This is a genomic window from Luteimonas sp. A482 (assembly GCF_054072655.1).
This window is the reverse complement of the sequence record NZ_JBSVRO010000001.1, coordinates 1,407,279-1,419,025: the sequence shown is the minus strand read 5'-3', so window position 1 is coordinate 1,419,025 and position 11,747 is coordinate 1,407,279. Positions and strand designations below refer to the sequence as shown.

The 11,747-nt window shown below is 67.9% G+C and carries 12 protein-coding genes; 5 read left to right on the top strand and 7 right to left on the bottom strand.

The genetic code is table 11. The annotated features are described in order from the left end of the window. The first annotated feature begins 68 nt into the window (after positions 1–68). Positions 69–2,858 carry a methionine synthase gene (gene metH / locus ACW5DW_RS06260; RefSeq protein ID WP_457017895.1) on the top strand — a complete coding sequence of 930 codons (2,790 nt, stop codon included), beginning with the start codon at positions 69–71 and terminating at the stop codon, positions 2,856–2,858. Between the two features lie 120 nt (positions 2,859–2,978). Here the strand turns inward: metH and ACW5DW_RS06255 are convergent, their stop codons facing one another. The 7 genes from ACW5DW_RS06255 to ACW5DW_RS06225 form a co-directional block, all read right to left on the bottom strand. After that, a complete protein-coding gene (locus tag ACW5DW_RS06255) occupies positions 2,979–3,815 on the bottom strand; it encodes an alpha/beta hydrolase (RefSeq protein ID WP_457018423.1) in 837 nt (278 codons plus the stop codon). Positions 3,816–3,826: 11 nt separating this feature from the next. Then, complete coding sequence (locus ACW5DW_RS06250) at positions 3,827–4,525, bottom strand: DUF2058 domain-containing protein (protein ID WP_457017894.1); 699 nt, start codon at positions 4,523–4,525, stop codon at positions 3,827–3,829. An 8-nt stretch (positions 4,526–4,533) separates the two neighbouring features. Further along, positions 4,534–4,749 (bottom strand): SlyX family protein, encoded by a 216-nt coding sequence (locus ACW5DW_RS06245; RefSeq protein WP_457017893.1) that lies wholly within the window; start codon positions 4,747–4,749, stop codon positions 4,534–4,536. A 5-nt stretch (positions 4,750–4,754) separates the two neighbouring features. Continuing rightward, positions 4,755–6,101 (bottom strand): UDP-glucose dehydrogenase family protein, encoded by a 1,347-nt coding sequence (locus ACW5DW_RS06240; RefSeq protein ID WP_457017892.1) that lies wholly within the window; start codon positions 6,099–6,101, stop codon positions 4,755–4,757. A 33-nt stretch (positions 6,102–6,134) separates the two neighbouring features. After that, positions 6,135–6,920 carry an FKBP-type peptidyl-prolyl cis-trans isomerase gene (locus ACW5DW_RS06235; protein WP_457017891.1) on the bottom strand — a complete coding sequence of 262 codons (786 nt, stop codon included), beginning with the start codon at positions 6,918–6,920 and terminating at the stop codon, positions 6,135–6,137. A gap of 68 nt (positions 6,921–6,988) precedes the next feature. Next, positions 6,989–7,927 carry an FKBP-type peptidyl-prolyl cis-trans isomerase gene (locus tag ACW5DW_RS06230; RefSeq protein WP_457017890.1) on the bottom strand — a complete coding sequence of 313 codons (939 nt, stop codon included), beginning with the start codon at positions 7,925–7,927 and terminating at the stop codon, positions 6,989–6,991. Between the two features lie 114 nt (positions 7,928–8,041). Further along, positions 8,042–8,599, bottom strand: a complete 558-nt coding sequence (locus tag ACW5DW_RS06225) for a glutathione peroxidase (RefSeq protein ID WP_457017889.1) — start codon at positions 8,597–8,599, stop codon at positions 8,042–8,044. 142 nt (positions 8,600–8,741) lie between these two features. On the opposite strand from ACW5DW_RS06225, the gene ACW5DW_RS06220 reads away from it, so the two are divergent. From ACW5DW_RS06220 to ACW5DW_RS06205, 4 genes are read left to right on the top strand one after another with little or no spacing between them, the layout of a single operon-like run. Then, positions 8,742–9,200, top strand: a complete 459-nt coding sequence (locus ACW5DW_RS06220; RefSeq protein WP_457017888.1) for a hypothetical protein — start codon at positions 8,742–8,744, stop codon at positions 9,198–9,200. A 4-nt stretch (positions 9,201–9,204) separates the two neighbouring features. After that, on the top strand, positions 9,205–9,576 hold the full coding sequence (locus tag ACW5DW_RS06215) for a GntR family transcriptional regulator (RefSeq protein ID WP_457017887.1): 372 nt from the start codon (positions 9,205–9,207) through the stop codon (positions 9,574–9,576). After that, positions 9,573–10,451: an ABC transporter ATP-binding protein gene (locus tag ACW5DW_RS06210; RefSeq protein WP_457017886.1), complete on the top strand. Its 879-nt coding sequence runs from the start codon at positions 9,573–9,575 to the stop codon at positions 10,449–10,451. Before ACW5DW_RS06215 ends, ACW5DW_RS06210 begins: the two co-directional genes overlap by 4 nt. Continuing rightward, complete coding sequence (locus ACW5DW_RS06205) at positions 10,448–11,515, top strand: hypothetical protein (RefSeq protein WP_457017885.1); 1,068 nt, start codon at positions 10,448–10,450, stop codon at positions 11,513–11,515. The genes ACW5DW_RS06210 and ACW5DW_RS06205 overlap by 4 nt, the downstream gene beginning before the upstream one ends. Positions 11,516–11,747: the final 232 nt, after the last annotated feature.

The window sequence follows — 11,747 nt, the reverse complement described above, 5'->3', positions numbered from 1 at the left end:
GTGCATCCGCGTCAATCCGTGGCCCAAACCGCTTTCCAGCGTCAACCCGCGGCCCAACAGGCTTTCCAATGAACGACACGCCCCGCCATACCCGCCTGTCCGGCCTTGAGCCGCTGGTCATCACTCCCGACCTGCTGTTCATCAACATCGGCGAGCGCACCAACGTCACCGGCAGCGCGCAGTTCCGCAAGCTGATCAAGGACGGACGCTACGAGGAAGCGGTGGATGTGGCGCGCCAGCAGGTCGCCAGCGGCGCGCAGATCCTCGACGTCAACATGGACGAGGGCATGATCGATTCGGAGGCGGCGATGACGCGCTTCCTCAAGCTGATCATGTCCGAGCCCGATATCGCCCGCATTCCGGTGATGGTCGACTCGTCGAAGTGGAGCGTGATCGAGGCCGGGCTGAAGTGCCTGCAGGGCAAGAGCGTGGTCAACTCGATCTCGCTCAAGGAAGGCGAGGACGAGTTCATCGAGCAGGCGCGCAAGGTGCTGCGCTACGGTGCCGCCGCGGTGATCATGGCTTTCGACGAGGACGGCCAGGCCGACACCAGCGCGCGCAAGGTCGAGATCTGTACGCGCGCCTATCGCATCCTCACCGAGGAAGTCGGCTTCCCACCCGAAGACATCATCTTCGACCCGAATATCTTCGCGATTGCCACCGGGATCGAGGAACACGACAACTACGCGGTCGATTTCATCGAGGCCACGCGGATCATCCGCCAGACCCTGCCGCACTGCCATGTCTCCGGGGGCGTGTCGAACGTGTCGTTCTCGTTCCGCGGCAACGAGACCGTGCGCCAGGCGATCCACTCGGTGTTCCTGTACCACGCCATCCAGGCCGGCATGGACATGGGCATCGTCAATGCGGGCGGCATGCCGATCTACGACGACCTCGACCCCGAGCTGCGCGAGCGCGTGGAGGACGTGGTCCTGAACCGCCGCAAGGACAGCACCGAGCGCCTGCTGGAGCTGGCCGAGAAGTACAGGGGCAGCAAGGGCCAGGCCAAGGCCGAAGACCTGTCCTGGCGCGAGAAGCCGGTGCGCGCGCGGCTGGCGCACGCGCTGGTGCACGGCATCGATGCGTACGCCGAGCTGGATGCCGAGGAAGCGCGACAGCTGTCCTCGCGCCCGCTGGACGTGATCGAAGGTCCGCTGATGGATGGCATGAACATCGTCGGCGACCTGTTCGGCGCCGGCAAGATGTTCCTGCCGCAGGTGGTCAAGTCCGCGCGCGTGATGAAAAAGGCGGTCGCCTACCTGCTGCCCTTCATCGAGGCCGAGAAGCTGCGCACCGGCGACACCGGCAAGAACAACGGCAAGATCGTGATGGCGACGGTCAAGGGCGACGTGCACGACATCGGCAAGAACATCGTCGGCGTGGTGCTGGCCTGCAACAACTTCGAGGTGATTGACCTGGGCGTGATGGTGTCGGCACAGAGGATCATCGACGCCGCGATCGCCGAGAACGCCGACCTGGTCGGCGTCTCCGGCCTGATCACGCCTTCGCTGGAGGAGATGGGCCACGTCGCGCGCGAGATGCAGCGCCAGGGCCTGACCGTGCCGCTGATGATCGGCGGCGCCACCACCTCGCGCGCGCACACGGCGCTGAAGATCGACCCGTTCTACAAGTCGCCCACGATCTGGGTGAAGGACGCCTCGCGCGCGGTCGGCGTCGCGCAGTCACTGGTCTCGGCCGAGCTGCGCACGCCTTTCGTGGCCGCCAACGAGTCCGACTACGCCGAGATCCGGCAGCGTCACCGCAACCGCGGTGATGCCAAGCGGCTGGTGTCGCTGGAGAAGGCTCGCGGGCAGAAGTTCGACGGCGGCTGGACCGACTACCAGCCACCGGCGCCGAAGCAGCCGGGCCTGCACGTATTCGAGGACTACCCGCTCGAAGAGCTCATCGCATGCATGGACTGGACGCCGTTCTTCCAGGCCTGGGAGCTGGCGGGCAAGTATCCGGCCATCCTCACCGACGAGGTCGTCGGCAGCCAGGCCACCGAGCTGTACGGCGACGCCCGCGCGATGCTCAAGCGCATCGTTCGCGAGAAGTGGCTGACCGCCAGCGGCGTGTTCGGGCTGTGGCCGGCGAACAGCATTGGCGACGATGTGGAAGTGTCTGCTCCTCCCCCTCCCCTTCAAGGGGAGGGCCGGGGTGGGGATGGTGTGGCTTCAGGTGACCGCCACGTACACCACCCCCTCCCAAACCCTCCCCTTCAAGGGGAGGGCTTCAAGCCGACGCGGCTGCACTTCCTGCGCCAACAGGTCGACAAGCCCGTCGAGCGCCCCGACTTCTGCCTGGCCGACTTCATCGCGCCGAAGGACTCCGGACGTCAGGACTGGATCGGCATGTTCGCCGTCACCGCCGGGATCGGCATCGAGCCGCACCTGGCGCGCTTCCTCGCCGACCACGACGACTACAACGCGATCCTGCTCAAGGCGCTGGCCGACCGCCTGGCCGAAGCCTTCGCCGAACGCCTGCACCAGCGCGTGCGCAAGGAATTCTGGGGCTTCGACGCCGACGAATCGCTCGACAACGATGCGCTGATCGCAGAGAAGTACCGCGGCATCCGCCCGGCGCCCGGCTATCCGGCCTGTCCCGAGCACAGCGAGAAGGAAACCCTGTTCCGGGTGCTCGACGCGGGCCACAACGCAGGCATGACCCTGACCGAGAGCTTCGCGATGCTGCCGACCGCGGCGGTCTCGGGCTACTACTTCAGCCATCCGCGCAGCCAGTATTTCGTCGTCGGCCGTGTGTCGAAGGAGCAGGCGCAGGACTACGCCAAGCGCAAGGGCGTGGGCCTGACGCAGGCGGAACGCTGGCTTGCCTCCAACCTGGATTACGACCCGGAATGAGTCGCTGCGGGGAGATCGTCCCGCGTGGCGACGCGCTCATCTTCTTCGCACGTAGAGATCGGGCGGCGCGGCTCGCGTCCAACCTCGACTACGATCCGGAATGACGCCAGCCGGGACCGCTCAGGCCGCGCTGGCCTGGCGCGTCGCCATCGTCCCGATCATCGACTGCACCGCCACGGCGGTTTCATGCGGGCGCTCCATCGGGAACAGGTGGCTGCCCTCGACCCAGGCCACGCGCCCCTGCGTGGCTGCGCGGGTCGCGCGCATGCCGACATGCCGCACCTCGCGCGAGCCGGTGCCGCCGATGAATCCGATCGGCGCAAGCGCGGACCGGGCTGCGGACACGACCGTCATCGTCGGCAGGCTGCGGTAGATCGCCAGCTCGATGTCGCGGTCGAAGGCGAGTACGCGGCTGCCGTCGTCCCGGGCCAGCGTGCCGTGCTCGGCATAGTGGCGCAGCGTGCGGGGCTCCCAGCGCGCGAACGAGGCGCGCGCGGCGAAATGCGCGTGTACGGCGTCGACGTCCGGCCAGGTCTGGCGACGCCTGCGCGTTTGCCGGATCGGCATCATGTAGCGGTCGAAACCGAGCTGGCGCCCACAGCGCACCAGCTGCGCGCTGAATCCGCAGATCAGCGGCGAATCCAGCAGCACCACGCCGGCGACGCGATCACCCAGTGCGGCTGCCGCGAGCGTGCTGACGTAGCCACCGAGCGAATGCCCGACCAGCCACAGCCTGTCGCCCGGATCGACCTGCGCCTGGATGTGGTCGACCAGTTGGCGGGCCAGTCCCGGCCACCGCGGCGCGACAGGATAGTCGGCGCCATGACCGAAGCGCGCAACCGCCGACACCGCGAAGCGCGTGCGCCAGGCGTCGAACAATTCGCGGTAGACCTCGCCCGGAAAGCCGTTGGCGTGCGCGAAGACCAGATGCTCGCGCCCATCCCGGCCCGGTTGCATCGTGTCCACGACTACCAGACCAGGTCGTCGGGAACCTGGTACTTCGGATCGGCGTAGGGATCGTCACCAGCGGGCGCATCGGGATCGACCTTGAGCGCGACCGCCGCGGCGAAGATCGATTCGGCCTCTGCCAAGTCGGCCGCGCCCACCAGCACATAGCGTCCGTTGTGCTGCACCACGCCCAGTTCACCGGCGTTGAGCGCCTTGAGCTGGTCGGGAGTGACGTAGACGCGCTTGATCTTGCCGCCATAGGAAAAGTGCCGCGCGATCTCGGCTTCGGCATCGTTGAGGGTGCGCCCCTTGAGGAACTCATCGAGCTTGGCGCGCGCTTCCCTCCGCAGCCGCGCCTCCTCCTGGCGCTGGCGTTCGGCCTCGATGCGTTCGTCTTTCTCCCTCTGCGCGCGGATCGCGTAGGCCTTGGCCAGGTCGATGTCCTCGCGCGTGCGCGGCTTGCCGTCCCTGCGCGACTTGCCGTCCGTACGGGCGTCCATACGCGGCCTGCCATCCATACGCGGCCTGCCGTCCGTACGCGGCTTGCCATCCGTACGCGGCTTGCCCTCGGTACGCGGCTTGCCGGCCGGCGCGCCGGCGGCGGGCCGGCGCTCGCCCTTGTTCGGCCCACGCTGCGGCGCCGGCTTGCGCTCGCGCGCAGGAGTCGGCGCGGGCTTGAAGCCCAGGCCCAGCAGTTGGTCGCGCAACGAGTCGGTCATGGTGCGGGTCAGTAATGCGGCGGCGGCGGCTCGAGGCCCGGATCCCCGGAGCCGTCGCCGCGCGTGAGTTTCAGGTCTTCGAGCACGCGCCTCAACAGCCCGGCGTTGGAAACCGCCTCCAGCCGCATCTGCGTGAGCGCGTCGTTGAGTTCGGAAATCAGCTCGTCCTGGAACGCCAGGCGGGTTTCCAGTTCGATCAACCGCTGTTCGAATGCATCAGGCATGGCGCTCAGTCCCGGCGGATGGAGCGGCCGCGGCCAATGCCCCAGTAGGCGATGCCGGCCGACTCGACCTCGGCCGGATCGTACAGGTTGCGGCCGTCGAAGATCACCGCGTCGCGCAGGCTCTGTCGCAGCAGCTTGAAATCGGGGCTGCGGAACTGCTTCCACTCGGTGACCACGGCCAGCGCGTCCGCGCCCTGCAGTGCGTCCACGTCGCTGTCGCACAGCACCAGATCGTCGCGCTCGCCGAAGATGCGCTGCGCTTCCCCGCGCGCTTCCGGATCGAAAGCACGCACGCGCACGCCCGCATCCCACAGCTGTTGCAGCAGGCGCCGGCTCGAAGCCGCGCGCATGTCGTCGGTGTCGGGCTTGAAGGCCAGCCCCCACAGCGCGACGGTCTTGCCGCGCAGCGCCTCGGCCGCGCCGTAGTGGCGCAGGACCAGTTCGAACAAATGCCCCTTCTGGCGCTCGTTCACCGCCTCGACCGCATTGAGCAGGATCGGCTCGTGCCCGTGCTGGGCGGCGGTGCGCGCCAGCGCCTGCACGTCCTTGGGGAAGCACGAACCACCGTAGCCCGCGCCGGGATAGATGAAGTGCCGGCCGATGCGCGGATCCGAGCCGATGCCCTTGCGCACCTGCTCCACGTCCGCGCCCACCTTCTCGGCGATCCCGGCGATCTCGTTCATGAAGCTGATCTTCGCGGCGAGCATCGCGTTGGCGGCGTACTTGGTCAGCTCGGCCGAACGCACGTCCATGGCGACGATGCGATCGTGGTTGCGGTTGAACGGCGCGTACAGCCTGCGCAGCTTCGCGACCGAATCCTCGCTGGCGCTGCCCACGACGATGCGGTCAGGGCGCATGCAGTCCTCGACTGCCGCACCCTCCTTCAGGAATTCGGGGTTGGAGACCACGTCGAAGTCGATCGCGGCACCGCGTGCGGACAGCTCGCCGGCGATGGCCTCGCGCACCCGGTCGGCGGTGCCCACCGGCACCGTCGACTTGCTCGCAACGATTGCCGGCGCCTGCAGGTGCCGGCCGATGCTCCGTGCCACCGTCAGCACGTACTGCAGGTCGGCGCTGCCGTCCTCGTCGGGCGGCGTGCCGACAGCAATGAAGATGATCTCGGCCGACGCCACCGCGGCGGCGGCGTCGGTCGTGAACCGCAGACGGCCGGCGGCATGGTTGGCCCGCACCATCGGCTCCAGGCCGGGCTCGTAGATCGGCACTACGCCCTGCTGCAGACCATCGATCTTGGCCTGGTCGATGTCGACGCAGACCACCCGATGACCGACTTCCGCCAGGCAGGTGCCGCTGACCAGGCCGACATAGCCGGTCCCGAAAATCGCTACATGCATCTCTTGCGCCCGCCTGCGTGGATCAACGCGCGATCAGCGCGAGGCGCTGACGATGTCCAGCAGCTCGACCTCGAACACCAGGGTGGCATTCGGGCCGATCGGGCCGCCGGGCGTGCCCTGCTCGCCGTAGCCGAGCTTGCCGGGGATCCACAGCTTGTACTTGCTGCCGACCGGCATCAGCTGCAGACCTTCCTGCCAACCGGGCACGACCTGCGCAAGCGCGAACTCGACCGGCTCGCCGCGCGCGTAGGAATCATCGAACACTTCGCCATCAAGCAGGGTGCCGCGATAGTGCACGCGCACCGTGTCGCCGGCCGTGGGGCGCGCGCCTTCGCCGGCGGTCAGCACCTGGTACTGCAGGCCGGACGCGGTCGCCTGCACGCCCTCCTTCTTGCCATTCTCGACCAGGAACTTCTCGCCTTCCTCGGCGTTGCGCTTGGCCGATTCCTGCATTTCAGCCATCTGCTTGGCCTGCATGCGCATGCTGAAGTCCTGCATGACCTGCATCGCCTCTTCCTGGCCAATCAGCGGCTCCTTGCCGTCGATCGTGCTGCGCACCGCCTTGAACAGGGTGTCGAGGTCGACCTCGTCCTTGGCCGCCTTCAGGCTGTCGCCGATCTGCATGCCGATGACGTAGCTGACCTGCTCGCGCTCGGTCTTCATGCCGCCGCGCGCGTCGACCGCAGGCGAGGACGCCTTGTCGCCGCTGCCGTCGACCGGCTTGCCGGTTTCCTTGTCCAGCGGCTTGCAGGCCAGCAGCGCGAGCGACAGCGTCGCGCCAAGCACGACCAGGGAGGTGGAACGGTTCGTAACCTTCATCGGGGGTACTCCAGTCGGAATTCGGGATGCGTATTTCGGAAGAAGACCGCGGCGCGGGGCCGCAGGCTTCACAGGATGTCGAGCAGTTCGACCTCGAACACCAGGGTGGCGTTCGGGCCGATGATCGGGGGGCTGCCGCGCTGACCGTAGGCGAGTTCACCCGGAATCCAGAACCGGTACTTCGACCCGACCGGCATCAGCGTCAGGCCCTCGGTCCAGCCGGCGATGACCTGGTTGAGGCCGAACTCGGCCGGCTCGTCGCGGGCAAGCGAACTGTCGAACTCGGTGCCGTCGAGCAGGGTGCCGCGGTAGTGCACGCGGACACGGTCGCCAGGTTTGGGGCGCGCGCCGGAACCCGAACGCAGCATGCTGTACTGCAGGCCCGATCCGGTGGCAAACACGCCCTTGGCGCTGCGGTTGCGTGCCAGGAACTCGGCGCCGGCCTGGCGGTTGGCTTCGGCCTGCCGCCGCGCCCGGTCGCGTGACTGCTGCTCGAGCGCAGCGCGCGCCTGCGACGCCTGGTCGGTGTCCAGCAGCGGCGTGCCGCCCTCGGCCACCGTGCGCGCGGCCTGCACCAGCACCGGCAGGTCGATGGCGTCGGCCAGCGGCGCCAGCGACTGTCCAACATTGAGTCCGGTCAGCAGCCCCACCTTCGTCTTGTCCACCGCAGGCGGCTGCGTGCCAGGCGCCAGGCCCGGCACCTGTCGACCACTGCGCGCGGCCACGCGCTGCATCAGCCCCTGTCCCACGCGTATTGCTTCCTGCTCCTCGATCAGCGGGGCGCCGCCGGCCATGGCGTGCGCAACCGCGCGCTCGAAGCTGGCGAAGTCGATGTCGGGGGCGGCCGCGACCAGCGACTGGCCCACGTCCATGCCGATCACGTAGCTGATCCGTTCACGCTCGCTGGCCAGCGAGCCCGCGCCCTGCGCCTGCAGCGCCCACGCGGCGCCGGACACGAGCAACGCAGACAGACCCAGCGCGGCCAGGCCACGCATCAAACGGTTCATGGGATGGAAGACTCCGGGAGGCGCCGCGGCTGCGGCGCAAGCCCTCTATTGTCGCGAGCCTCGAGTCCGCCGGCAATCGCCTGCGAGCCCTCGCCGCCAGCGGCGTTCAGCCGCTCACGCACCCGGCCTGGGCGCCTTGAGCGCGCGCTCGATGGCGGCCACGATCGACGGATCCTCCGGAAGCAGCCGGCTGCCCCACGAGGCGATGACCTTGCCATCGCGACCCACCAGGTACTTGTGGAAGTTCCAGGCGGGCGCTTCGCCGGTGCTCGCCAGCAGATCGCGGTACAGCGGCGTGGCCTTGTCGCCGAGCACGTGCACCGGCTCGAACATCGGGAATTTGACCCCGTAGGTCAGGGTGCAGAACTCGGCGATCTTCTCCTCGTCCTCGAACTCCTGGTCCCGGAAATCGCCCGACGGGAAGCCGAGCACGGAGAAACCCTGCGCCTTGTAGCGCGCGTGCAGCGCCTCCAGCCCCTCGAACTGCGGCGCCAGCCCGCACTTGCTGGCCGTGTTGACGATCAGCAGCACCTGGCCGCCGTAGGTCTGGGCGAGGTCGACCGGCTGCTTTTCGGTCAGCGGCCGGAAGCTGCGGTCAAGCAGGTCGGAGGCCGAAGTTGCCGCCGAAATCAGGAGCAGGGCCAGCAACACAACGTATCTCGTTGTCTTCATTGGATTTTCCGCCAGCAGAGGTGGGGTGCGGCGCCAGACCCTGTCTTTAGTTGGGTGCATTCGGACGCCTGGGTGCTTGCGTCTATCTGTTCTGGTGTTATAGTTAGATACAACACCTATCCACCAGAGCAGGACGGCCATCATGAACCGCAAGCTCCGCAACACGATACTGGCTTTCTCCGTGACCGGCACCGTGTTCGCCCTGGGCCTGCTGACGGCCCGTCCGGCGATGCCGGACGACGGCCGGATGCCTGCCTCGATCACTGCCGCGGCGACACCGGCCGCTCAGTCCGACCTGGACGCCGCCGCGATCGACGGCATCGAGGCGCGGATCCTGGCGCGCAGCCGTCAGTTCGAGGACGACATCGTCAACGCCGCATCGCTGGAGGCCACGATGGCGCTGACCGCGGGCTTCGTGGCCACGGCCACCACCGAAGCCGTCTTTTCCGAAATCCTGTCCAGGGACATCACCAACACCGGCGCCGATCGCGCCAATCCGGACGCCGCCCCGCCTCCGCGCCATCGGCGCAGCGTCCGCGGCGCGTTTGCCGTCCCCTACTTCTCGTTCGCACGCGGTACGGGCCGCGGCGGCCGGAGCTGATGCCATGACCAACATCCAGTGGAGCGACGGCGCTCCCATCTACCGCCAGCTCAAGGAGCGCGTCATCGCGATGATGCTCGACGGGCTGCTCAAACCCGGCGACGCCCTGCCCTCGGTACGGCAGGTGGCCGCCGAATACCAACTCAATCCGATCACCGTCTCGCGCGCCTACCAGGAGCTGGCCGACGAGGCATTGGTCGAAAAACGCAGGGGCCTTGGCATGTACGTCACCGAAGAAGCGGCGAAGAAACTGCTGGTCAACGAGCGCGAGCGCTTCCTGCGCGAGGAATGGCCACTGGTGCTGGAGCGCATCCAACGCCTGGGGCTTTCGCTCGAGAAACTGTTTGAGGCCCAGCCACAGGGAGACGCCCGATGAGCGCCGTGATCGACACCGTGCCAGTGGTGCAGGCACGCGGCCTGCGCAAGGCCTACAGGAACAAGCTCGCGCTCGATGGCGCCAGCTTCCACATCGACGCCGGCCGCATCGTCGGCCTGATCGGCCCCAACGGCGCCGGCAAGACCACCGCGCTCAAGGCCATGCTTGGCCTGATCCCGTTCGAGGGCGAGCTGAGCGTGCTGGGCCGCGACCCGCGCAGCGAGCGCGACGAGCTGATGAACGACGTGTGCTTCATCGCCGACGTCGCGGTGCTGCCGCGCTGGCTGCGGGTGCGCGAGGCGATCGACTTCGTCGCCGGCGTGCATCCGCGCTTCGACCGCGACCGCTGCGAGCGCTTCCTGGCCAACACCCAGCTCAAGCCGAAGCAGCGCGTGCGCGAGATGTCCAAGGGCATGATCGTGCAGCTGCACCTGGCCCTGGTGATGGCGATCGACGCACGCCTGCTGGTGCTCGACGAGCCGACGCTGGGCCTGGACATCCTCTATCGCAAGCAGTTCTACCAGCGCCTGCTGGAGGACTACTTCGACGAGCACAAGACCATCGTCATCACCACCCACCAGGTCGAGGAGATCGAGCACATCCTCACCGACGTGATGTTCATCCGCGACGGCAAGGTGGTGCTGGATGCGCCGATGGAAGACGTGGGCGGGCGCTTCGTGGAGGTGCTGGTCAACGCCGACCAGGCAGAGGCCGCGCGACAGCTCGGCCCGATCGACGAGCGCTCGCTGCCCTTCGGCAAGACCGTGATGTTGTTCGACGGCGTGGCCCAGGCCGCGCTGTCGCCCCATGGCGAGACCCGCACGCCGGGCCTGGCCGACCTGTTCGTCGCCACGATGAAAGGAACCTACGCATGAACGCCGCCGCACATTCCCTGTCCGACAGCCCGCGTCCGGCCGGTGCAGCGCACGTTTCCCCTGCCCGCCGCTTTGGCTGGCTGCTCCGGCGCGAATTCTGGGAGCACAAGGGCGGCTTTCTGTGGGCACCGCTGGTGGCCGGCGGGGTCTCCCTGCTGCTCTCGGCGATGGGCATCGCCATCGCCATGGTGGCCGCGCGCGACTCCATGCCCGAGGACGTCGACATCTCGCTCGACACCGGCACCCGGATCCAGCTCAACGGCCTGGACCTGGGCATGCTGACCTCGCAGCTTGGACATCAAGACCTGGCCCGGCTGGGCGACGGGATCGACGTGACGCTGATGCTCGCTTCGGGCTGGCCGTTCCTCGTGCTGGCGTTCGTGATGTTCTTCTACTGCCTGGGCGCGCTGTACGACGAACGCAAGGACCGCAGCGTCCTGTTCTGGAAGTCGCTGCCGCTGTCGGACAGCTCGACGGTGCTGTCGAAGGTGGCCAGCGTCGTGCTCGTGGCGCCCCTGATCGCCACGATCGCGTCGATCCTGACCATGTTCGGCTTCCTGCTGCTGATCAGCCTGATCGTGCTGTTCTACGGCGGCAATCCGGTGGAACTGCTGTGGGGCCCGGCCAGCCCGGCGCTGATCTCGCTGCAGTACATCGCCGCGATTCCCGTCTATGCCCTGTGGGCGATGCCGACCATCGGCTGGCTGCTGCTGTGCTCGGCCTGGGCGCGCAGCAAGCCGTTCCTGTGGGCGATCATGATCCCGCTGTTCGCAGGCATCTTCGTGGCCTGGCTGCAGTTCCTGGGCGTGTTCGAGGACGCCGCGGTGCCGTTCTTCCGCAACATCGTGCTGCGCGCGCTGACCAGCATCTTCCCGATGACGTTCATGGACCTGGAATACCTGCAGAGCGTCGACTTCGACGTACCCGGCGCGGCCCGCAACCTGATGAACCCGGTCGGCGTGTACCGCAACCTGGCCAGCATCCAGCTGTGGGGCGGCGTGGCCGCCGGCGCCGCGATGATCTTCGCCGCCATCCGCCTGCGTCGCTGGCGGGATGAGGGGTGAGCGAACGCGCTTGGTCGATGCCCTATCGGCATCGACCGCGTTCGCGAACGCCCGGCCAAGGATGGCCGGGCCGGATGGATCCGGAGCATGGATGTCGCGCCATGGATGGCACCTCGCCCCTACCGAAGCGAACGCACCGCAGCCGTGAAGCCCTATCGATGGCTGGAGCCCGGAAACCCGCGGAGTCACACCGGCGCCCCACCCCGCGTCACCTCACCTTCCTTCGCCACTG

Bases quoted from the DNA above. Each gene is read 5' to 3' on its own strand.
- metH (WP_457017895.1), top strand. From the start codon at position 69: ATGAACGACACGCCCCGCCATACCCGCCTGTCCGGCCTTGAGCCGCTG.
- ACW5DW_RS06255 (WP_457018423.1), bottom strand. From the start codon at position 3,815: ATGCAACCGGGCCGGGATGGGCGCGAGCATCTGGTCTTCGCGCACGCC.
- ACW5DW_RS06250 (WP_457017894.1), bottom strand. From the start codon at position 4,525: ATGACCGACTCGTTGCGCGACCAACTGCTGGGCCTGGGCTTCAAGCCC.
- ACW5DW_RS06245 (WP_457017893.1), bottom strand. From the start codon at position 4,749: ATGCCTGATGCATTCGAACAGCGGTTGATCGAACTGGAAACCCGCCTG.
- ACW5DW_RS06240 (WP_457017892.1), bottom strand. From the start codon at position 6,101: ATGCATGTAGCGATTTTCGGGACCGGCTATGTCGGCCTGGTCAGCGGC.
- ACW5DW_RS06235 (WP_457017891.1), bottom strand. From the start codon at position 6,920: ATGAAGGTTACGAACCGTTCCACCTCCCTGGTCGTGCTTGGCGCGACG.
- ACW5DW_RS06230 (WP_457017890.1), bottom strand. From the start codon at position 7,927: ATGAACCGTTTGATGCGTGGCCTGGCCGCGCTGGGTCTGTCTGCGTTG.
- ACW5DW_RS06225 (WP_457017889.1), bottom strand. From the start codon at position 8,599: ATGAAGACAACGAGATACGTTGTGTTGCTGGCCCTGCTCCTGATTTCG.
- ACW5DW_RS06220 (WP_457017888.1), top strand. From the start codon at position 8,742: ATGAACCGCAAGCTCCGCAACACGATACTGGCTTTCTCCGTGACCGGC.
- ACW5DW_RS06215 (WP_457017887.1), top strand. From the start codon at position 9,205: ATGACCAACATCCAGTGGAGCGACGGCGCTCCCATCTACCGCCAGCTC.
- ACW5DW_RS06210 (WP_457017886.1), top strand. From the start codon at position 9,573: ATGAGCGCCGTGATCGACACCGTGCCAGTGGTGCAGGCACGCGGCCTG.
- ACW5DW_RS06205 (WP_457017885.1), top strand. From the start codon at position 10,448: ATGAACGCCGCCGCACATTCCCTGTCCGACAGCCCGCGTCCGGCCGGT.